18 protein-coding genes and 1 pseudogene are annotated in these 22,087 nt (G+C 60.8%); 4 read left to right on the forward strand and 15 right to left on the reverse strand.

All coding sequences use genetic code 11. The features are described 5' to 3' along the window. The coding region (locus D8V06_RS23615; RefSeq protein ID WP_130931917.1) for a LysR family transcriptional regulator at positions 1 to 124 on the reverse strand (124 nt) is incomplete at its 3' end. Between the two features lie 189 nt (positions 125 to 313). Between D8V06_RS23615 and D8V06_RS23620 the strand changes: the two genes are divergently transcribed. From D8V06_RS23620 to D8V06_RS23635, 4 genes are all read left to right on the forward strand, one after another. After that, a complete protein-coding gene (locus tag D8V06_RS23620) occupies positions 314 to 1,813 on the forward strand; it encodes an efflux transporter outer membrane subunit (protein WP_130931918.1) in 1,500 nt (499 codons plus the stop codon). A gap of 175 nt (positions 1,814 to 1,988) precedes the next feature. Then, complete coding sequence (locus D8V06_RS23625) at positions 1,989 to 4,181, forward strand: FUSC family protein (protein ID WP_130931919.1); 2,193 nt, start codon at positions 1,989 to 1,991, stop codon at positions 4,179 to 4,181. Beyond that, the gene (locus D8V06_RS23630; protein ID WP_130931920.1) at positions 4,171 to 4,371 is read left to right on the forward strand and encodes a DUF1656 domain-containing protein; all 201 of its coding nucleotides are present in this window, start codon (positions 4,171 to 4,173) and stop codon (positions 4,369 to 4,371) included. Before D8V06_RS23625 ends, D8V06_RS23630 begins: the two co-directional genes overlap by 11 nt. Before the next feature lie 25 nt (positions 4,372 to 4,396). Then, complete coding sequence (locus tag D8V06_RS23635) at positions 4,397 to 5,260, forward strand: HlyD family secretion protein (RefSeq protein WP_130931921.1); 864 nt, start codon at positions 4,397 to 4,399, stop codon at positions 5,258 to 5,260. Between the two features lie 126 nt (positions 5,261 to 5,386). Here the strand turns inward: D8V06_RS23635 and D8V06_RS23640 are convergent, their stop codons facing one another. The 14 genes and pseudogenes from D8V06_RS23640 to alg8 form a co-directional block, all read right to left on the reverse strand. Next, complete coding sequence (locus D8V06_RS23640) at positions 5,387 to 5,782, reverse strand: DUF4440 domain-containing protein (RefSeq protein WP_130931922.1); 396 nt, start codon at positions 5,780 to 5,782, stop codon at positions 5,387 to 5,389. A 127-nt stretch (positions 5,783 to 5,909) separates the two neighbouring features. Further along, positions 5,910 to 6,734 (reverse strand): SDR family oxidoreductase, encoded by an 825-nt coding sequence (locus D8V06_RS23645; RefSeq protein WP_130907932.1) that lies wholly within the window; start codon positions 6,732 to 6,734, stop codon positions 5,910 to 5,912. 31 nt (positions 6,735 to 6,765) lie between these two features. Continuing rightward, the gene (locus D8V06_RS23650; protein WP_056853178.1) at positions 6,766 to 7,230 is read right to left on the reverse strand and encodes a hypothetical protein; all 465 of its coding nucleotides are present in this window, start codon (positions 7,228 to 7,230) and stop codon (positions 6,766 to 6,768) included. 287 nt (positions 7,231 to 7,517) lie between these two features. Further along, positions 7,518 to 8,969: a mannose-1-phosphate guanylyltransferase/mannose-6-phosphate isomerase gene (locus D8V06_RS23655; protein ID WP_056854508.1), complete on the reverse strand. Its 1,452-nt coding sequence runs from the start codon at positions 8,967 to 8,969 to the stop codon at positions 7,518 to 7,520. Positions 8,970 to 9,177: 208 nt separating this feature from the next. Beyond that, on the reverse strand, positions 9,178 to 9,834 hold the full coding sequence (locus tag D8V06_RS23660) for an alginate O-acetyltransferase AlgF (protein ID WP_130931923.1): 657 nt from the start codon (positions 9,832 to 9,834) through the stop codon (positions 9,178 to 9,180). A 17-nt stretch (positions 9,835 to 9,851) separates the two neighbouring features. Then, a complete protein-coding gene (locus tag D8V06_RS23665; RefSeq protein WP_130903615.1) occupies positions 9,852 to 11,027 on the reverse strand; it encodes an alginate O-acetyltransferase in 1,176 nt (391 codons plus the stop codon). Between the two features lie 11 nt (positions 11,028 to 11,038). Continuing rightward, positions 11,039 to 12,604 carry an MBOAT family protein gene (locus tag D8V06_RS23670; RefSeq protein WP_130903616.1) on the reverse strand — a complete coding sequence of 522 codons (1,566 nt, stop codon included), beginning with the start codon at positions 12,602 to 12,604 and terminating at the stop codon, positions 11,039 to 11,041. A gap of 201 nt (positions 12,605 to 12,805) precedes the next feature. After that, positions 12,806 to 13,921 (reverse strand): mannuronate-specific alginate lyase, encoded by a 1,116-nt coding sequence (locus tag D8V06_RS23675; RefSeq protein ID WP_056854504.1) that lies wholly within the window; start codon positions 13,919 to 13,921, stop codon positions 12,806 to 12,808. Between the two features lie 8 nt (positions 13,922 to 13,929). After that, positions 13,930 to 15,381 (reverse strand): alginate O-acetyltransferase, encoded by a 1,452-nt coding sequence (locus tag D8V06_RS23680; RefSeq protein ID WP_056854503.1) that lies wholly within the window; start codon positions 15,379 to 15,381, stop codon positions 13,930 to 13,932. A 10-nt stretch (positions 15,382 to 15,391) separates the two neighbouring features. Then, positions 15,392 to 16,981: a mannuronan 5-epimerase AlgG gene (gene algG / locus D8V06_RS23685; protein ID WP_130931924.1), complete on the reverse strand. Its 1,590-nt coding sequence runs from the start codon at positions 16,979 to 16,981 to the stop codon at positions 15,392 to 15,394. 26 nt (positions 16,982 to 17,007) lie between these two features. Then, positions 17,008 to 18,492: an alginate export family protein gene (locus D8V06_RS23690; RefSeq protein ID WP_130907929.1), complete on the reverse strand. Its 1,485-nt coding sequence runs from the start codon at positions 18,490 to 18,492 to the stop codon at positions 17,008 to 17,010. Next, positions 18,489 to 19,997: an alginate biosynthesis TPR repeat lipoprotein AlgK gene (gene algK, locus D8V06_RS23695; protein ID WP_177434483.1), complete on the reverse strand. Its 1,509-nt coding sequence runs from the start codon at positions 19,995 to 19,997 to the stop codon at positions 18,489 to 18,491. The genes D8V06_RS23690 and algK overlap by 4 nt, the downstream gene beginning before the upstream one ends. A 9-nt stretch (positions 19,998 to 20,006) precedes the next feature. Then, positions 20,007 to 21,176: an alginate biosynthesis protein Alg44 gene (locus D8V06_RS23700; protein WP_130903617.1), complete on the reverse strand. Its 1,170-nt coding sequence runs from the start codon at positions 21,174 to 21,176 to the stop codon at positions 20,007 to 20,009. Between the two features lie 36 nt (positions 21,177 to 21,212). Then, positions 21,213 to 22,087: pseudogene (gene alg8 / locus D8V06_RS23705) on the reverse strand (mannuronan synthase); the annotation flags it as partial.

Here is a 22,087-nt window from a genome sequence, read left to right on the forward strand (position 1 = left end):
CTTCCAGGTTGGAGACCGCGCGCGAGACGTTGGCCGTGGTGGTGTCCAGTTGCACCGCGGCGGCGGTGAAACTGCCGGCCTCGGCCACGTAACTGAAGGCGCGCATGTTTTGCAATGTGTCCATGGGGTGCTCTCTTGGCGAATAGCAAATTGTGACACGAAGTTTCTGTTTTTTTACAGGCGACTAAAGATGACTTCCGGATTATCTCGTTAACGGTAACAAAGATTCACAGGATTCCCAGCTTATCGCCCTTCCGGTGGCCCCATAGAATTGCGCATCCCGCAAAACTCCCCACCTCAGGAAATCGCAGCAGTGCCGCGTCGCATCAGCAGAGCGCTTCAGCCGCTCAGTGTTTTCGCTTTAACCCTGGCAATCAGCGGCTGCATCGGAACCGGAGGTATTGGCCCGCAGGGCAAGGCGCTGGAGGCCGATTCACTGGTCACCGACGAAGCCATCCAGAGCGCCGCACAGGATGCGCATTGGCCCACCGCACAATGGTGGCAGGCGTATGGCGATCCGCAACTGAACCGCTGGATCGAAACCGCCATGCAAGGCAGTCCGACCCTGGCCATGGCCGCCGCACGGGTGCGTCAAGCCAAATCGATGGCCGGCATCGCCGAAGCAGCAGAGTCGTTGCAGATCAACGGCGAGTCCACGCTCAAACGCCACAACTGGCCCACCGATCCGTTCTACGGTCCCGGTGACCTGGCCAACAGCACCACTTGGGATAACAACGCCGCGCTGGGTTTCAGCTATGCCCTCGACCTCTGGGGCCGTGAAAGCAATGCCACCGAGCGCGCCGTGGACATGGCCCATATGACGGTCGCCGAAGCGCGCCAGGCCCAACTCGAATTGCAGAACAATATCGTGCGCGTCTACATCGAGCTGTCGTTGCACTACGCGCAACGGGACATCGTCGAAGCGACTTTGAAGCAGCAACAGCAAATTCTCGAGCTGGCGCAGAAGCGTTTGAGCGGCGGCATCGGCACCCATTTCGAAGTGAGCCAGGCCGAGACGCCGTTGCCGGAAACCCATCGGCAGATCGATGCGCTGGACGAAGAAATCGCCCTGAGTCGCAATCAATTGGCCGCGCTCGCCGGTAAAGGTCCGGGGGAGGGCGCGCAGCTTCAGCGGCCAACGCTGTCGTTGGGCGCGGCGCTGAAGCTGCCGTCGGCGCTGCCGGCGCAGTTGCTCGGTCAACGGCCGGACGTGGTCGCCAGTCGTTGGCAGGTGGCGGCGCAAGCCCGCGGCATCGATGTCGCTCATGCCGGTTTTTATCCGAACGTCGATCTGGTCGGCAGCCTCGGCTACATGGCCACCGGCGGCGGGGCGCTGGAGTTTTTGACCGGCAAGAAGCTCAACTACAGCGTTGGCCCGGCGATCTCCTTGCCGATCTTCGATGGCGGGCGTTTGCGCGCGCAGTTGGGTGAAGCCTCGGCCGGGTACGACATCGCGGTGGCGCATTACAACCAAACCCTGGTCAACGCGCTGAAAAACATCTCTGATCAGTTGATCCGTCGCGAGTCGATGGACAAACAGCAAACTTTCGCTGCCGAGTCGGTAGCCACTGCGCAGAAGACCTACGACATCGCGATGATTGCCTATCAGCGCGGGCTCACCGATTACCTCAATGTGCTCAACGCGCAAACCTTGTTGTTTAAGCAGCAACAGGTGCAGCAGCAGGTGCAGGCGGCGCGTTTGAGCGCCCATGCCGAGCTGGTGACGGCATTGGGCGGTGGGCTTGGTGCGGGCGACGATGTGCCGAATGCCCAGCAGACCCAGCCACCGAAAACCCCGAGCCTTCTGAAGTGACTCGTCAGGCAAGGCCACTGTTGTGGCGAGGGAGCTTGCTCGCGCTTGAGTGCGAAGCACTCACAAGAACTTTGGGCTACCAGAGTTCTGGGGCCGCTTCGCTGCCCGGCGCGAGCAAGCTCGCTCGCCACAGGGTTTCAATCGTTTCCAGACTTTCCTGAGTGAACAAGACTCCATGACTCCCTTGCCCGCCCCTCTGCGCTGGCTGTACTCCCTGGAATGGCGCCGGGGTTTCTTTGATTGGGCACGCAGCGACGGCGTGACCTGGGTCTACATTTTCAAGGTGCTGATCGCGGCGTTCCTCACGCTGTGGCTGGCCATGCGCCTGGAATTGCCACAACCGCGCACGGCGATGATCACCGTGTTCATCGTCATGCAGCCGCAGAGCGGCCAGGTGTTCGCCAAGAGTTTCTACCGCTTCCTCGGCACCCTGACGGGGTCGGCGGTGATGGTGGCGTTGATTGCGTTATTTGCGCAAAACACCGAACTGTTTCTCGGCGCACTGGCGATCTGGGTTGGCATCTGCACCGCCGGTGCGGCGCGCTGCCGCAACTTTCGCGCCTATGGTTTTGTGCTGGCCGGCTACACCGCGGCGATGGTCGGGCTGCCTGCATTGGCTCACCCGGAAGGTGCATTCATGGCGGCGGTGTGGCGGGTGCTGGAAATTTCCCTGGGGATTCTCTGCTCGACCCTGATCAGTGCCGCGATCCTCCCGCAAACCGCCAGCGCCGCCATGCGCAACGCCTTGTATCAGCGCTTCGGCGTGTTTGCCCTGTTCGTCACCGATGGCTTGCGTGGTCGCAGTCAACGCGAGGCGTTCGAAGCCGGCAATGTGCGCTTCATTGCCGAGGCTGTCGGCCTGGAAGGGCTGCGCAGCGTCACGGTATTCGAAGACCCGCACATGCGTCGACGCAATGGCCGACTCAGCCGCCTGAACAGTGAATTCATGGGCATCACCACGCGTTTCAATGCCCTGCACCAGTTGCTCGAACGCCTGCGCAGCCACGACACGGACCACGCGGTGGCGGCGATCAAACCGGGCTTGCAAGACCTTGCCGAATTACTCGACGGCTTCAGTGGCCGAGCGCTGACCAGCGCCGACGCGGCACGCCTGGTCACGGCGCTGAACGTTTATCAGGCAGGGTTGCCGGCGCGGGTGCGCAGCCTGCGGGCGATTTTTCAGGAGAGCGGGCCGAGCGACGACGAACTGCTGGACTTCCACACCGCGTATGAACTGCTGTATCGCTTCGTCGACGACCTGCACAGTTATGCACAGACTCACGCATCCCTGGCCGATCACAGTCATGAACGGGAGCGCTGGGACGAGCCGTTCACCCCGCAGACCAATTGGCTGGTGTCGGCGGCCTCGGGCATTCGCGCGGCGTTTATCCTGGTGGTGTTGGGCAGCTATTGGGTGGCAACGGCGTGGCCGAGCGGGGCGACCATGACCCTGATCGCCGCCGCCACTGTGGGCCTGTCCGCCGCCACGCCGAACCCCAAGCGCATGGCGTTTCAGATGGCGTGCGGCACGCTGCTCGGCGCGTTGATCGGCTTCGTCGAGATGTTTTTCATCTTCCCGTGGATCGATGGTTTTGCCTTGCTGTGCGTGATGCTCGCCCCGGTCATCGTGCTCGGATCATTCCTGGCGTCGCGACCGCAATATGCCGGCGTCGGCCTGGGCTTGTTGATCTTTTTCAGTACCGGTTCGGTGCCGGACAACCTCACCGTCTACAACCCCTACACCTTCATCAACGACTACATCGCCATGGTGCTCGGCATGCTGGTGTGCGCGGCGGCGGGGGCGATCATTCTGCCGCCCAACAGTCGCTGGCTGTGGCGCCGACTGGAGCAGGATCTGCGTGGCCAGGTGGTGTACGCCATCAGCGGCAAGCTCAAGGGGCTGGCGTCGAGTTTCGAAAGTCGCACCCGCGACCTGGTGCACCAGGCCTACGGCTTCGCGGCGGGCCAGCCACAGGTGCAGCGCAACCTGCTGCGCTGGATGTTTGTGGTACTGGAAGTCGGTCACGCGATCATCGAATTGCGCAAGGAACAGGCGATCCTGCCGGTGCACCCGGCGTATGCCAACTCCCAGCCCTGGCGCCAGGCGATCCGCGTGATGGGGCGCGCGCTGGTGCGGCTGTTTTTGCAACCGGGCAGCAGCAACCTCGAACGTGCTCTGATCGCTGTCGACCACGCGATCAGCCGAGTGCAGTCCACTGACGAACCCTTTGCTCCGCACTTCGACACCTCGGCGTTGCGTCGGGTGAAGAGCTACCTGCACTTCATCCGCACATCGCTGCTCGACCCGCAATCGCCCCTTGCCGCCCACGCCAATGCCAAGCCTGAAGGACTTGAACATGCCTCGTGAAATCGCCTTCCACGGCGTGTACATGCCGACCATGACCCTGATGTTTTTCATTGCTGCGGGACTGGCCTGGGCAGTTGACCGCTTCCTCTCGGGATTCGACCTGTACCGTTTTTTCTGGCACCCGGCGCTGCTGCGTCTGAGCCTGTTTACCTGTCTGTTCGGCGCGCTGGCGCTGACGGTCTACCACTGACTCTCTATCTCTGAAGAAGGCCCTGATGAAAAAGCTTTTCAGCCTGCTCGCAACCTTGCTGGTGCTGGCCCTTGCGATATGGATCGGCCGGACCCTGTGGGTGCATTACATGCAAACCCCATGGACTCGCGATGGCCGGGTGCGCGCCGATATCATCAATGTCGCCGCCGATGTCACCGGCGAAGTGGTGAACGTGCCGGTACGCGACAATCAGTTGGTGAAAAAGGGCGACCTGCTGATGCAAATCGATCCCGAACATTATCGGCTTGCGGTCAAACAGGCGCAGTCGCTGGTGGCTTCGCGCAAGGCCACCTGGGAAATGCGCAAGGTCAACGCCCATCGTCGCGCGGACATGGACAACCTGGTGATCTCACGGGAAAACCGCGACGACGCCAGCAACCTCGCCGACTCGGCGCTGGCCGATTATCAGCATGCACAAGCGCAACTGGAAGCGGCCGAACTCAACCTCAAACGCACCGAGGTCCGCGCAGCAGTGGACGGTTACGTGACCAACCTCAATGTGCATCGCGGCGACTACGCACGCATCGGTGAAGCGAAGATGGCGGTGGTCGACATGAACTCGTTCTGGGTCTATGGCTTTTTCGAAGAAACCAAATTGCCCCATGTGCGCGTTGGCGACCAGGCCGACATGCAGCTGATGAGCGGCGAAGTGCTCAAGGGCCACGTGGAAAGCATCTCGCGCGGTATCTACGACCGCGATAATCCAGAGAGCCGCGAACTGATCGCGGACGTGAACCCGACGTTCAACTGGGTGCGTCTGGCGCAACGGGTGCCGGTGCGGATACACATCGATGAAGTGCCGGAGGGTGTGCTGTTGGCGGCGGGGATTACCTGCACCGTGGTGGTGAATCCTGCGGCAGGCGAATAAAACCAAGACAGAAACGCTCTTGTGGCGAGGGAGCTTGCTCCCGCTGGGCTGCGTAGCGGCCCCAGGATGGCACTGCCGAGCAGTCCAACGGGAGCAAGCTCCCTCGCCACAAAAAAAGCGATTGCGTCAGCCTTGGCAAAACGTCTCCTGCAAATGCCGCCAGAAGATCTTGCCTTTCACCTTCTCGAACACCACGGTGGAGCGGCGATCGGAATGCAGACCGGTGGCATCGGTCTGTCGTTCGCGGTAGCTGACCGTTGCGCCGCCGTCGTGCAGCGCCACGCCAGACAGTTCGCTAAGCTCGATGCGGAACCCGAGCTTCTTGCCGCCCGCCAGCATGAACAGCTCATTGAGCGCGTCGAAATCCAGCACCCGCCCCAGCGGCGAGACCATGGAAAATTGCGGTGAGAAACGCGCCAGCAGTTGTTCCAGTTCGGCAGCGTCGCGCTCTTCGGCCAGCCATTGTTCGATGGCTACGTGGGCCTGGATCACTTCGTCGAAGTATTCGGTGTAGTCGCTCATGATGGATTCCTGAAGTCGGTGGTGACGGTGCTGACGCCATCGCGGGCAAGCCTCGCTCCTACAGGATTAATGCCAATTCAATATCCTGTAGGAGCGAGGCTTGCCCGCGAAGAGCGATCTCGCGGAACTAGAGCTGACCCCGCAACCCGAACCGCTTCATCAATCCCGATTCCAGCAAGCCCTTGGGCAACAAGGCTGCCAGCATTGGCAACGCCCGGCTGCCATTGCCCAGGCGAATCAATCGTGGCGGCTTGTCCTGCTGCACAGCCTTGAGCAGCCCGGCGGCAAATTCACTGGCCGGTGTCGGTTTGTCCTGGGATGCCCTGGCCCGTGCGCGAATGCCTTCGCGCAGCGGGAACCATGGCGATTGTTCGCTGATCAGTTGCTCGGCTTCGTGGCCGGCATTTTTGGCGAAACTGGAGGCGATGGCACCAGGCTGAACCTCCATGACCCGCACACCGAACGGTGCCAGCTCCATGCGCAGGGCATCGCTCAAGGCATGCACGGCGGCTTTGGACGCGCAGTAGGCACCGGCGAACGGCGTGACCAGAACACCGGACACACTGCCGATATTCACCACAATGCCTTGGGTCCGGCGCAGCACGGGAAACATCGCCCGAGTGACACCGACGATGGCGAACACATTGGTCTCGAACTGGCGTTGCATGGCCGGTACGCCGCCGTCGAGCAACGGCCCCATGGCGCCATAACCGGCGTTGTTGATCAGCACGTCGAGGCCACCGCATTGCTGGTTGATGCGCTCGCTCAACTGCTCAAGCGCAGCACCGTCGTTGACGTCCAGTTGCACGGCGACAAATCCGGCAGCGCTGAGCAGGGCGACATCTTCAGCCTTGCGCGCACTGGCCCAGACTTCGTAGCCGGCCGCCTTGAAGGCATCGGCGAGGGCGCGGCCGATGCCGCTGGAACAACCGGTAATCAACGCAACGGGCATGGCGCGGTCCTTGTGCAGAATGGAAAAGAGATCAATCGGAGAAACTACCCTGCAATCGCTCGGCGCGAAACTCCAGGGTTTCCGGACGGTAGCCGGGGCGCAGCGGCGGCAGTGGCAAGCAGTCTTCCCAGTTGCCGCCGGCCTGCAGTTCGCCGGGGCCACGATAACGTGGCGCGCTGTATTGATTGTCGGCCAGGTTGACCGTGTCCCCCGGCGCATAGGCAGCGACTCGCCAACGCAGTTCGGTCAGCGGTACGTCATTGCCGTTGTTCAGGGTCAATTGCAACGGCCGGTCGGCGGGGCAGTGCTGCGGCGCATAGCTGATGCGCAGCTCCAGGCGTTGCAATTGCTTGAGTTCACGGTGGTCCATCCAGATGACCCAAGTGGCAACAATGCCCAGCCCTGCGGCGGCGGCCATGGACACCGGCAAGGCTTTGGCCGGATAGCGCAGCAACAGGATCAGCCAGGTAATGACCAGCAGGATGCCGATGAACATGACGCGAAAACCTCGGGAGCAGAGGAGGTCATCCTACCTAAGCGCAGATGAGGTGGCGATGGGCGAGATCTTTTTACAGGGCGTGCCGGCCCCATCGCTGGCAAGCCAGCTCCCACAGTGGACGGATGTGCTCAGAATTTGTGACCGACTCACAAACCTGTGGGAGCTGGCTTGCCAGCGATGGCGCCAGTCGAGCCAGCGAAAGAATCCGGACAAAAAAAGCCCCCGGCCAAACCGCTGCGGATAGGGAACGCAGCGAGTTGGTCGAGGGCTTAAGTTACAGAAGTTTATTGCGCGATAGTTTTCACCGACACGCCACGCTCGATCGGGGTCGAGCGACCGTAGATATCTTCAAACCGCTCGATATCGTCCTCACCCAAGTAACTACCAGATTGCACTTCGATGATCTCGAGTGGAATCTTCCCCGGGTTACGCAGGCGGTGCACCGAAGCAATCGGAATGTAGGTCGACTGGTTCTCGGTGAGCAGGAACACGTTTTCGTCGCAGGTCACTTCGGCGGTGCCGCTGACGACGATCCAGTGTTCGGCACGGTGGTGGTGCATCTGCAGCGACAGGCACGCGCCCGGCTTGACCGAGATGTGCTTGACCTGGAAGCGGCCGCCCATGTCCACCGAGTCGTAGGAACCCCACGGACGGTAGACCTCGCAATGGTTCTGGGTTTCAGTGCGGCCCTGTTCGTTGAGGGTGTTGACCATTTGTTTCACGCCTTGGACCTTGTCCTTGTGCGCGATCATCATGGCGTCCTTGGTTTCGACCACGACGATGTTTTCCAGGCCGATCACCGACACCAGTTTGCCGTTGCCGTGGATCATGCAGTTTTTGCTGTCCTGGATGACCACGTCGCCTTTGGTGACGTTGCCGTTGGCGTCTTTTTCGTTCACTTCCCACAACGACGACCAGCAGCCGACATCGCTCCAGCCGGCCGTCAGCGGTACGACGCAGGCGCGTTGGGTTTTTTCCATCACCGAGTAGTCGATGGAGTTGTCCGGGCAGCAGGCGAAAGTGGCTTCGTCGATGCTGACGGTGTCAGCGTCCTGGGCACTGCGCTCCAGGGTCAGCAGGCAGGTGTCGTAGATGTCCGGGTCGTGCTTTTTCAGTTCTTCGAGGAAGCGGCTGGCGCGGAACAGGAACATGCCGCTGTTCCAGAAGTAGCCGCCGGATTGCACGTATTCGGTGGCACGTTTCACGTCGGGTTTTTCGACGAAGTGCGACACACGGCTGACGCCTTCAGGCAGCAGCGAATCGTTGGTCGACTTGATGTAGCCGTAACCGGTTTCCGGTTTAGTTGCCGGTACGCCGAACAGCACCATTTCGCCGTTTTCCGCCGCCACAGTGGCCAGGGCCAGGGCGCGTTGCAGGGCTTTCTGGTCTTCCAGTACGTGATCGGCCGGGAGCACCAGCATCAGTTCGTCACGACCTTCGTTAACCAGCATCATCGCGGTCAGGGCCACGGCCGGCGCAGTGTTGCGACCGAACGGTTCCATCAGGATGCGCTGGGTTTCCAGTTTGCGGGCCGCCAGTTGCTCATTGACGATGAAGCGGTGGTCCTTGTTGCAGACCACGATCGGCGTGTCCATGCCTTCGAACACCAGGCGTTCCAGGGTTTGCTGGAACAGCGTGTGTTCGCCGGTCAGCGCCAGGAACTGTTTAGGGAACTGCTTACGGGAAAGCGGCCAAAGACGTGAGCCGCTACCACCTGACAAGATCACCGGAATCATGTTGTTACTCCTTGAAAATCGTTTGGTTAGAGCTACTTCGTTCTGTCGTTTCACTCTTGTTCTTGTTCCGTGTCCCCGTTGATTCCTCGATCCCTGTGGGAGCTGGCTTGCCAGCGATGGCATCAACTTGGTGCATCTGTTTCACCGAGTCGTCTGCATCGCGGGCAAGCCCGCTCCCACAGGGAAATGGGTCAACCGGACGAATTAATTAGCGCGTCGATACCGGGCGTTTTACCCAGACTGGCGACAGGCTGCTGCCGTTGCCGGTGACGTACAGCACTGCCGCTTCACCGCGTTCCAGGGCGACGGGTTTCACGTCGCCGACTTTCGTTGCGCCATCGTATAGCGCCAGGCTGACTTTCACCGGGTTGATTTCACGTTCGCCACGGCCCTTGGGTGCCACGTTCGGCACCACATCGGTCTTGCCGTCGGCGGTTTTCAGGGTCAGTGCCTTGTCGCTGAGGTTCTGCACGCGCACCAGGGATTTCTGCTTGTTCTTGAACGGCGGCTCTTCGATCAGTTGCGGCGCGCCGCTGGCGTTGTTGACCAGGGTGTAATAGTGATCGCCGGCCAGTTTCACCGGCAGGGTCTGGCTGCCGACCTTGGCGCTGTAGTCACCGCCCGGCATGAAGCTGAAGTCACTGCTGGACAGTGGTGCGACGTCGCTCAGGCTGGTGCTGCCGACGGTGGCGCTGACTTCGGCGTTGCTGGCGTTGTAGATACGCACGAAGGATGAACCTTTCGGTGCAGTCGGGCCGTACAGCGCAGCATCGCCACCGGCGAAGGCCTGCATCGAGAGCACACTCATACCAGCAACCAGTGCAAAGGTCTTGGCGAGACGACGCGGAGTAGTAGTGAAAGTCATGGTAGTACCTCTCTCTTTCAGTTTTGCGCCCGGTCGGGCGTCTCGGATTTAGTGTTTGCGGCTACGTTTTGTTGGCGGGCGCCGGCTTGTTTAAGCTCTGCGACCCACTGCGGGTCGGCGTCGCCGATTTCGTTGTTCACAGGCAGATATCGTTCAGGAAACTCCCAGATCAGCACTTGTGGCGGGCTGTTCTTGAAAGCATCGCTTTTGAGGTAGCTGAGCATTGGCAGAATCGGGCCGTGGCCGTCTTCGGCGTAATTGACCACGTCGCTGTTCAGCGCTTGCTTGAGCGCACCGACGAAGTTCCAGTTGGGGTTGGCGCTGTAGCTGGTGCCGATCAGGGCCACCGGCACTTCGGTGTTGGCAAACAGCGCGTCGTCACCGGCCGCTTGATCTTCAGCCGCGACCGTATTGCGCTTCTGCAGAGGCTCCTGCTTGGGCATCAGGTTTTCGAACAGCGGGTCCAGTGGCAGGAACAGCCGCAGGTCGCCCTTGTGCGTAACGGTTTCCGCAGGTTCGGTGACGAAGCGCTGTGGCTCGCCGCTCAGCGGGTACTTGTCGGCAATGGTCTTGGCCAAACGGTTGGCCGCGATCTCGGCACCTTGTGGTGTCCAGTGGGTGTCGGTGCGCAGGAACACCTGCTGACCGTTCTGCTTGGCCTGTTGCAGCGGGCCAAGCAGGTCAGGAGCAAGGATGCGGTCGGCAGCCAGACGCTTGTGGAAGTCCTGGTAAAGGTTGGCGTGGATGCTGGCCGGTTTTTCCTCGCCCAGATGCTCCGGATACAGACGCACCTTGGCCGGTACCACCGCCATTACCAGTTTCACGCCTTTCTCTTTGAGGGTCTGGCGTACGCCTTCGACCAGCGCGTAGTTGCCTTGCAGGTTCAGCTCTTCGTTGACGGTCGGGTGGAATTCTTCATCGCTGTACAACCACTGGTCGCGCCCGAGCACCACGCCCGGACGACCTTCGTTGAACAGTTTGAAATCCAGCGCCGCCCAGAGGTTGGTGCCAAGACGCTTGATCGGAAACTCGTCGTCGTAGTGGGTTTCCACCGCCTTGGTCCAGCGGCCGTTGAGCACCGTCGCATCGGCATTGGTGCTGAAGCCCAGGAAGCTGCGAACCGACCACAGGCCGAGGGCGAGCAGCGTCACCAGGAACAGGGCGATGTAGAAGATGCGTAATGAGCGGGTCATGGTCAGATCCCTCAGAACTGGAAGTAAAGGAACGGCGAGAAGCTTTGCGCCGAGAGTTTGAGAATCGAGGCGATGAACAGCAGCAGCACCAGCGCACGCATCACGTAGCGCGACCAGTCAGCGGTCCAGTAGGCCGGTTGCACCTGGGCGTCGACGCCGACGGTGTAGCCAGGCTGGTGGATGCTCGTCGGGTTATCCCCAGGCGCTGCCTTGATCAGACCCGGTTCGCTGGCGGCCGGGCCGTCGCTGTCCACGTTCACCGCAGGCTTGGTCTTGACCGCAGGCTGGTTGCTGTAGAAGTCACGCAGGCCGAAGAACGCCAGGGTCACGTAGGCGACGATCAGCGTTGCCACTTGCAGACCGGTGAGGCTGGCCTGGTTGAGTTCCGACAGCGACCAGTCGCCGAAGCTGAACATCGCGCCGTACATGCGTCCGGCGACATGCAGGTTTTCTGCACGGAAGATCACCCAGCCCATCACCACCAGCAGGAAGGTCAGCGCCCAGCGGATCGGGTTGAAGCTGCGCGGCGAAGTGTTCAGGCCCAGGGCCTTTTCAATCGCCAGCCACATGCCGTGCCACGCACCCCAGACGATGTAGGTGATGTTGGCGCCGTGCCACAGGCCACCGAGCAGCATGGTCAGGAACAGGTTGCGATAGGTGGTCAGCGTGCCTTTACGGTTGCCGCCCAGGGTGATGTACAGATAGTCACGCAACCAGGTCGACAGGCTGATGTGCCAGCGGCGCCAGAACTCGGTGATCGACTGACTGATGTACGGCTGCTTGAAGTTTTCCATGAAGCGGAAACCCATCATCAAGCCCAGGCCGATGGCCATGTCGCTGTAGCCGGAGAAGTCGAAGTACAACTGCGCGGTGTAGGCCAGTGCCCCCAGCCAGGCATCGCCCGTGGTCGGGTTTTGCAGGGCGAAGCAATGGTCGGCCACCACCGCGAGGGTGTCGGCGATGAAGACTTTCTTGATGAAACCCTGCATGAACCGCGTGCAGCCCTCGGAGAATTTGTCGAGGGTGTGCGTGCGGTTGTTGAACTGGTCGGCGAGGTCGCGAAAACGCAACACGGGACCTGCGATCAAGTGCGGGAAAATCGCCACGAACGCCGCGAAGTCGATCAGGTTGCGGGTCGCCGGGGTGTCGCCACGGTAGACGTCGATGATGTAGCTGATGGACTCGAAGATGTAGAACGAGATACCGATCGGCAACAGCACGTGGGTCAGAATGAACGGCTCCAAGCCCACCGACGTCATCATCGCGTTGATGCTGTCGACGCCGAAGTTGGCGTACTTGAAGTAGCCGAGGATGCACAGGTCGACAGCCACGCCGAGCAGCAACCAGCGTTGTGCCGGTTTGGTCCGGACACCGGCGGCACCGACCTTCAGGCCGATCCAGTAGTTCCACAGCGTGACCGCTGCGAACAGCGCCAGAAAGTCCACACGCCACCAGGCATAGAACACGTAGCTGGCAATCAGCAGCAACAGATTGCGATAGCGTTGCCCGCTCAGGTAGTACAAGCCGAGAAAGATCGGCAAGAACAAAAACAGGAACACGTTGGACGAAAAAACCATCCCGATCTCTCCTTGTTTGAACCAACAGTCAAGGGCCAACGGCCCCCCCAAACCCCCCACCGAAAACCGGGGGAGGTACATGATCGTTCCCACGCTCTGCGTGGGAATGCCTCAATGGACGCTCTGCGTCCGCTTCGGCATGTGACGCGGAGCGTCACGGGCTGCATTCCCACGCAGAGCGTGGGAACGATCAGCGTTGACTCAACTGCCCTTTTTGCCCTTTTCATTGGCCGGGTCGTAGACCCGGGTCAAGTCTCCACCCAGGCGGAAAGTCTTGAACGGTTGCATGTCATGCTTCTTCTCCAGCACGTCCGGCGCGCAGGTGTAGAGCGAGCAGAACGGTTCGAGCCAGGCGAATTTCGAATCGACCTTGAGGTCGGTCATGTCCTGTTCCTTACCGTTCTTCTGCTCGAATTCGTCCGGATCCTTGACCCCGGCGAGTACCCGATCACCCAGGCGTTTCAGTGCGCCGTTGTTTTCCTGACGCAAGTCCACTCCGTTGACCTGGGCGAAACTGGCGATCATCGCCAGTGGCGGCAGGGCATAGTTGTGGTAGGCCAACGCACGTTGCTGACGCTTGAGTTCGTTAGGCAAAAAGCCCTGGGCGTCGACCTGATTGGCGCCGACCTTGTATTCCTTCACGGCCCAGTCGAACAGGTCGCGGCGGTTGGTGGCGACGGCGGTTGCCATCACCGACCAGGCGGCCCAGTACGAATGGTTGTTGGTTTTTTCCAGCGGCAGGTTGTCCCAATCGCTGACCACCTGGTCGGCCATCTTGCTGAACCAGGCCTCGATCAGCTGCGACTCTTGCTGATGATTGGCCAGCGGACGGGAGTCGGAAAACTTCAGGCGAATGTACGAGGACGCCATGCTGCCCAGTGCCCATTTGCGCATCGACTTGCCGGTGTGGTTGAAGTCCTTGGACATCAACGCATCCGCCTTGGCCCATGCCGTAAGCCAGTTGAGCGTGCATTCCAGTTGTTCCGGGCGACCGTCACGCATGAATTGCATGACGCGCTTGCTGGTGCCGCGCTCGATCTTGGTGATATCGGCGGTGCTGTCGCGGAAGGCTTTTTCCGATTGCACGTTCAGGGTCGAACGGGCCTTGTCCGAACCTTCGTACTTGCTGCGAAATTGCAGCGAGCCGGTGTACGGCGTCGGCATTGCTTCGCAGCCTTCGCTCTTGTCGCCGGTTTTGACTTTCTCGATCGGCGCGAAGTAACCCTGTGGCGGACGCAAAGGCGCCGCCGCCTGGGTCGCACCGGCGAACATCGCCAGGCTCAAAAGCGTCAGTGTTGCCAGTTTCGGATTTCGCATAGCAGACCTCATTGCCCGGCTGAAGCGGTACGTTGCTCAGCGCCCGGGAACACGTTGCGTTTGCAGATTTTCGCTTCGACTTTCTGTGGCGCGGCGCCCGCTTTTTCCGGGCCCTGGACTTCAACGGCCAGCAGATTCTGCGAGGCCCAGTCTTCGTCCGTGCGCAACTCGAAGGCGAAACGTCCGTCAGTCTCGGAGGTTTCCGGTTTTTCGATCTTGATGTCCTCGTGGCGACCGTTCATGTACCAGAGGGTGGCTTGCAAGGTTTTCACCGACGTGTCGGCGAAGCGGATGTCGACCTGGTGACTGCTGTTACGCAGGTCGAGGTTTTTGCTGTTGACCATCAATTCGTTTTTGCCCGGCTTCAGGGTGGCGCTCCCGGACATCTGTGCATCCTTGCCTTCGCAACCGTTGTCCAGCAACGCCATCATCTGGCGGTAGATGGTTTCCTGGTCGAGGCGATAGAGCGGCGAGAATTCCCAGATGAGAATTTTCGGTGGGTTCTTCTGGAACTCCTCGCTGCCCAGGTACTGCAGCATCGAACCTTCCAGGCCACCGCCGGGGAACGCCACGTTGAGAATGTCGGCGCCGATAGCCTCTTCGAGGAAACCGGCGAAGTTGTAGTTCTTGCCACTGTGGCTGGTGCCGACCAGGGTGATCTCCGGATTGCCGGAGTCGCCGAACAGATCGCCATCGCCTGCTTCACCTTTTGGCTCGGTGGTGAATTGATCCATGTACTGGATCGCGTAGCTGGTGCCACAGAGTTGACCGGCCATGTTGTGCAATGTTCCGGTCTTGCCCATGCGACCCGACTTATGGGTCTCGAATTCACGCTTGGGAATGTCGGCGAAGGCCGGGATCTGCTTGACCTTTTCGGCAACGATTTTCGCTGTGCGCTGCGCGCCGTACGGTGTCCAGTGCTGGTCGCCACGGAAGTAAAAGTCGTGAGCGGGCAGGGTCTCGGGCAGTTGTTCGTTGGTCAGCGGCGACAGGTCCGGCACTACGTAACCCATCTGTGCGAAACGGCCGAGCATGGTCTTGTAGTTGCGCAACGCCTTGTCGAAGTCGTAGCTGGCTTTCTCCGCCGGGTTGAGCTTGTTGCGGTTCACCAGGCCACGGGTCGGCTGGTAAACGATGACCAGTTCCACGCCTTTGCTCTTGAACGCATCGTGCAGTTGTTTCATGCGTTTGTAGCCGGCGGGGGTGGTGTCGAACTCGGTGCGCAAGTCTTCTTGCGTACGGAACAACCAGTCGCCCTGGGCCTGCACCAGCGTGGTGAAATTCTGCTGATAACGTGTGGTGTAATTCTTCGCATCGTGAGCGGCCGGGCAGAGGCTGCAGCACGGTTCAGCGGAAAATTTGGGTGCCTGGACTTCATCGGCACGGGCGCCGCCACTGGCCGCGAGAATGCCCGCGGTCAGGGCCGACAGGCTGAGTAATTTGATCAAGTGTGGGTGCATAAAATTATCCTCAGTCCTGCATTTCGGTCTGGCGTTCGACAGGGTCGATCAGCACGGCTTTCTGCTGGCGTACCAGCAAGTCGAGAATTTCATCCTGGCGCTCACCGAGAATCCCCGAGAAGCTGATGCCACTGGATTTGGTCGGGGCGAGCATGGACACGCGATACAACTCGACGCTCAGCGGCGAGTCGATGGACAGCGGGCCGCTGCCGTTGGCCGCCAGTTCACCGCCGACCACGATCAGCGACACCTGGGCGTCGAACGGGTCGAGCTTGATGTCTCGGTCGGTGTTGGTCAGGTCTTTGATGTGGCCATAGACGCCGGTCAAACCGTTGGCCATGGCGATGTTTTCGTAGAGGCGAATGTTCACGCTGTTACGAATGCGGATGCCGTGGCGGCGGTTGCTGACGACTTTGTTGCCCCACAGCAGGTTGTCGGCACTCTCGTAGAGGGTGATGCCGTCGGTGTGGTTCTGGTAGATCTCGTTGTAGGCGATCAGGTTGTTGACGCTGTTACGGTCGATCACCAGGCCCGACAACTTGTTGTCGTAGCTGCGGTTGTTGAAGATGAAGCTGTCGTTGACCTCACGGGAAATAATGATCCCGTGCTTCTTCTTCGTTCCGTACACCGTGTTGTCGGCAATGATCAGGCCGTGGGAACGGTCGTGGGGGTCGATGCCGTAGACGATGTTGTCTTTGTAGGTGTTGCCCTTGACTACGAAGTTGCTGGTTTCGTAGCAGTAGAAGCCGTACCACATGTCCGAGAATTCGGAACCGACGATCCAGCCGGTCGGCTCAGGACGCTTGAGCACCTTGGCCATGTTCGGCGTGTACTGGGAAATACTCACGCCGTAGGACTTACTGTTGGCATAACCGAAACTGGCGAGCTTGCTGTTGGCGATGTAGGTCTCGGTGCCGCCCCATGCCAGCAGGAACGGACGGAATTCCTTTGGCGACTTGAACGTCGCCGGGCCGTTGTCCTTCTCGCGCCAGCCAGTGATCCTGGTGTCACGCACGAACAATTTGCCGTCGTTGACCAGGAACGCACCGGCTTCCTGGGACAGACGCAATTCCTGGGTCTGTTTGTCGATTTCGAGGATGCCGTTACGGCCGACCACGATCGGCAATCTGGCCAGGAACACACCCGGCGAGGTTTCGCTGAAATACTGCTTGGGCAGCTTCTTCGCCAGGTCCTTGAGGTTCATGTAGCCGTCGTCGACAAAGATCGCCTGAGGGATGCCGTGCTGGCGCACCACCCATTCGGCCATCTTGTTGTCGCCGCCGATGAAGTCCTTCAGAGCGTCTTCCTGCATCATCCGGCGCACACTGATCTTGCCCGCTTTGCCGCGCACGATTTTCGCCGCGATGGCCTCGGCGGTGTAGCCGGAAACGTCCGGCAGCTTCGGCGTGGCCAGTTCCAGCGGCGCGGTCGGTGCACTGCTGACGGTATAGGTCTTGGCCTGTTGCAGCTCCTTGGCCACGGTCGCCTGCTTGCCGGCTAGAGGAGCCGCTGGCTCCACATTGGCGAAGGCAGTCGCGCTGGCCAGCAGCATGGCGCCGGCCAACAGGCTGATCGAGCCTTTTCGGGCTTGATGATTCATCTGGGAGACTCCCTTCGCAATGTGCATCAGAAGCGCCAGATCACGTCGATGAATGCGCGGTGCATGTACGAGTCGACTTCCTTGCCGTACGCATCACCCGGCTTGAACACGCCGCCACGCAAGCGCACCAGCGCCGAAGGCTCGTCGATCGCCTGGCTCATCGAGGCCGGCAGCAAGCCTTGCTTGAAGTACTTGGTGACGACCAGATCCATTTCCTGACCGAGGTCTTTCTCGCCATCGTTCAGCGGCAGGGAGGTGCTGGAAAGGATTGCGCCGGTCACGTCGTCGGTGTTGTTCTGCACCGCGTCGATGCCGTTGCTGCCGACCGGCTTGTTGCCGTCGACACGCCAGAACTTGTGGTAGATCAGGCTGGCGTCGTATTCGTCGTTGAGCATCCACGAACCGAACAGCGTGGCCGATTGCAGGTTGTTCATTTCGCCACGGAACGCTTCGCCGAAACGGTGCACGCGCGAGCGGGTACCGGTGTAGTTCGAGCGGTTACTTTCCAGGCCGTTCTGTTCGTAGTCTTCGCTGGCACGGGCATAGGCGGCACCCACTTGCCATTGCGGATCGAGGCGCAGACGCACGCCCAGGTCCGTGGCCCAGCCGTCGACATCGCCGCTGCGCTTGGCTTGCGCCGGAGCGCTGCCATCGGCGTTCAGCGGGTTGACCGTGTCGCGGTCACCGCTCATGCCGGTGATGCTGCCCCAGTAGTTGACGGTGTTGGTGTTGCGCCAGTTGTAGGCGTCGCTGTCGGCGGTGAGGCCCAGCCAGCTGATGTCGCCGTTCTGTTTCTTGTCCAGCGAATCGCTGGCTTCGCCGGGCGTCGGGTAATCGAGCTTGCCATCGTCGTGGGTGTGATGACCACGAATGCCGACCCAGTTGCCCGGTGTCCACTGGTACGCCGCGTCGGCGTAAGCGTGCAGGCGATCCTTGTCTTCAGGGGCCAGTTCTTTCAAGTCGGTGCGGTACTCGCTGAAGCGTTCGGCGATACCCACGTTGGCGCGCAGCAGCGTGGTGTCGAAGGTCCAGTTCAGGGCCTCGATATTGGTGTCGCGCCACTGGCCGTCGTCATTGCGCAGGCGTTGGCGACCAAACTTCAGGATCTCGCCGGGGTAGGGCGTGAAGCCGCTGTAGCCGACCCAGAACTCGCGCATCGCCAGGTAGTTCTTCTTGGTTTCGCGGTCGTTGTTGTTGCTGTTCTCGGCACCGTCGGACTGTTGCAGGGTGTCGGTCTCGATGATGTCGGTAGACGTCACCGCCTGACCCATGGCGTAGGCGCTCCACGCGCCGCTTTCGCCATAAACCCATGGACGCAAGTCGAGGCCGAGGCCGTTGACGTCGCCGCCGCTCTGGGTGCCCAGGTCACGGTCGTCTTCGAACTGACCGGTGATCTTCACGTCCAGGCCAAAGTTCTTGGTGTCTTCAGTCATCGCCGCGAGTGTCGGGCAAGACCAGATCAGCGCGAACGTGAGACCGATACCGGCCTTCATGAATGGATTCAATTTCATAGGGATTCCTCGCCATCTTCTTCTTGCAGGGCATGCAGCGGCAGCGTGTTCTGGCTCAAGTTGCCGCGCACGGCCTGTTCCTGTTTCAACAGACGTTGGGCTTGGGCCAGTTGCGCAGGCGGCAGTTGCGCTTCGAGTGTTTGTGCAAGCTCGGTGGCCTGCGGAGTGTTCTGGGCCTTGGCCAATTGGCTGAAGACGTACGCATTGAGCGGGTCAGGCTTGGTGCCTTTGCCTTGGGAGAACAGCTGGGCGATGGCAAAGTCGGCGCTGTTCTGACCATTGCGCGCAGCGGTCAGCAGGTGATCGAGGGCCTTTTGCGGATAGACCTTGCCCAGGTAGCCACGGCGATAGATCTGGCCGAGGTAGTAATCGGCGGCGACTTCGCGGCCGACGGCTTTCTGGAAGTGTTCTTCGGCGACCTTGGCGTCGGCCGGGACCATCTTGCCTTCGTAGTAGAGTTTGCCCAGCAACAACTCGGCACGCGGTTGGTCGGCAGCGCGGCCGTTGTCCAGGTACTTCATCATCTGATCGACGTCGCCCAGTTCGGGGAAGTCGTAGAGCAGTTGCGCGAGGGTGACCCACGATGCCGGGTAACCCGGAGCGATCGGTTCGAGCAACGACTGTGCGGTTTTTTCGTCAGGCGTGCCGAGGTTCGCATCGGCCAGGACACGGGCGACGCTGTCGACACGTTGGGCCGTTACGGTGCCGCGGGCATGACCGGCCTGCATCTGTTTGATCAACTCGGCCTGTTGTTCAGGCTGGGCTTTTTTCTGGTAGACCGTGGCCAGTTCGACGTAGCAGATATCGGTGGTGTTGATCGCGGCTTTGCAGATCTTTTCCACGTCGTCCAGGTGCTGATCGTAAGTGCCTTGGGTGCGATACAACAGCACTTGCGCCAGACCGGCTTCCGGCTTGCCTTCGGCGCGCCATTGGCTGATCTGCTGCTGGGCATTGACGTTGGGGAAGCTGTGCGGGTACTGCAGGTACAGCATCGCCAACGGGATCAAGGTGTTGCCTTCGCCAGCGGCGGCGGCTTTCTTGAGCAGAGTCTCGGCTTCGTGCTGCTCGGCTTCGGTGGAGCCGGGCTTGGCCACCAGCAGGCGACCGAGACGCGCCTGGGCCCGCGGCGAAACGCTGGCAGCGGCGCGGTAGGTCGCCTCGGCCTGTTTCATTTGCGCCGGGTCGCGGCTGTCGACCTGAATGTCGGCCAGGCCGACCTGGGCTTCGCTGTAACCCAGGCTTGCCAACTGTTGATAGTTCGCTGCCGCGGTGGCGGTGTCGCCGCGCTTGAGCGCTTCGTTGGCCAGGCGCTGGTCAGGCAGGCCGGCGCAACCGGCAAGGCTGACGGCCAATGCGACGGCACACAGAGAACCCCTGTAGGAGTGAGCCTGCTCGCGATGCAGACGGCTCGGTGCATCACATGAACCGAGTTGATCCGATCGCTGGCAAGCCAGCTCCCACAGGGATCGCGGCGTTCTCAGGAGACTAATGATCGTCACGGGCATGTCCTCCGGTTACAGACCAGCAGCCATGGCTTTGTCGATCAGCCAGTTCAGGTTCGGGCCGCGGTCGCTGTTGACTTCAACCGGGCGGCCGGCGAGGGTGCTGTCCAGGGCTTCGTCAGGCTGGATCAGCACGCGAATGTCGGACGACAGGTCGGCGCTTTTCAGGCTGGTGCTGCTGACGATCTTGCCGGTGCGGGTCTTGTCTTCACCGGCGATCTGGAAGCGCACGGCGGTGCCTGGCAGTACGTCAGCGAACTGGCGGTAGGTGAAGCGCGCTTCAACGTTGGCTTCGGTGTTGCGCGGCACCAGTTGGAAGATCACATCGCCCTTGCTGGCGTACTGACCGTTGGCGACCATTTGCTGGGCCACGGTGCAATCGCATGGCGAGGTCAGGGTGCCGGTCATTTGCTTGCCGAACAGCTCTTCAACTTTGGCTGGCGACAGTTGGTCGTCTTCCAGATGGCCCTTGAGCACGTCGAGCATGCTGGTGCTGAACGTCGCCAGCGGTGCGCCTTTGGCGGCCACGCCGTCGGACTTCACCAGGCTCTGCACGGTACCGTCGCGGGGCATGGTGATGTTCACGCCCGGCACGCTGACCAGGCCGGCCTGGGCGTGGCTGACGAAGTACATGCCGTACACCGACTTGAAGATGAAACCGAATGCCGCCAGGCCGACGACGAAAATGCCCAGGCTGAAGGTCACGGCTTTCATGCGGCCGAACGCGCTCATGCCGTGGCCGCCGTCCTTGCTCTTGCGCGCCTTGGTGAAGTTGTCGCGCTGCAGGGTCGCCAGCACTTCGCCGATGGTGACGATGTCGCCGGCCAGGTGCGAAGTGATCAGGTGGCGCAAGGTCGAGATGTCTTGCGGTTCCAGGTTCTGGAACTGGCAACCGGTACGACCGGTCTCGCGATCATTGGAGCGCACCTGCAGCTCCACATCCATTGCCAGGCCAAGGTTGTCGATGACGAATTGCAGACGAGCCTTGTATTTGTCGCCGACCTTCAGTGGCAGTTGCCCGGCATTGAAGGCCAGGCCACCGGCGGACAGGTCGATCACTCGCGCTTCGACCGGTGTCCGGTCGGGGCCGAAGAAACGCAGCTTGGCCGGAATTTTCACGCGGGCGTGTTGGCGCTGGGCTTCGGATTCATGGACTACGTTGGCATTGACGGCGGTATTCATAGAGGCGATTTCCTTGTTAATTCAATAAGGGGGCGGTCAGACCATCATCAGCAGCACGGCGACAAAAATGCTGCCGGCGGAGAAGGTCATGGTCCGAGACGACCAGGTGTTGAACCAACGTTGAAAGCTGGCGAGATCACGGGTCAGGGATGTGGGCTGGCGAGTCCAGGACTGTTGGTCGAGGCGGAAGAACACGTAGATCTTCACCAGCGCGCCGACGATCTGGTTGTAATAGAGAATCGCCGGGTAAGCCGGCCCGATCCGGTGGCCGGAGCAGGACAGCAACAGGGTCAGGATCAGGCGAGTGATACCGATCCACAGCAGGTACACCAGGATGAAGGCGGTGCCGTACTTGAAGCTGGCGATGATCGCTACGGTCAGGCCGAGCAGCGAGGTCCACATCGACACGCGCTGATCGAACAGCACCACCGACGTGAACGCACCGAGGCGCTTGATGCCAAGGCCCAGGGCGCGGGAATTCTGGCGCAGGTTGTTGCCGTACCAGCGGAACATCAATTTGCGGCTGGCCTTGATGAAGCTCTTTTCCGGCGGATGCTCAACGGTGTTGATCGCGGCATCGGGCACGTAGAACGTGTCGTAGCCCAGGCGCATCAGGCTGAACCAGCTCGATTTGTCGTCGCCGGTCAGGAACTTGAAGCGACCCAGGCGCCAGTGTTGCAGCGAGTCGCTTTCCACGTCGGCGATGAATTCCGGGTTGGTGACCACGGTGGCGCGGAACACCGACATACGCCCGGTCATGGTCAACACGCGCTTGGACAAAGCCATCGAGCACATGTTGATGTGACGCTGGGCGAAACGCAGCTTGTGCCATTCGCTCATGATGTAGCCGCCGCGTACTTCGCAGAACTCGTTGGTGGTCAGGCCGCCGACGTTGCCGAACAGTTGGAACC

The sequence above is a fragment of the Pseudomonas sp. Sample_24 genome, from assembly GCF_004307605.1.
In the GTDB taxonomy this organism is placed as follows: domain Bacteria; phylum Pseudomonadota; class Gammaproteobacteria; order Pseudomonadales; family Pseudomonadaceae; genus Aquipseudomonas.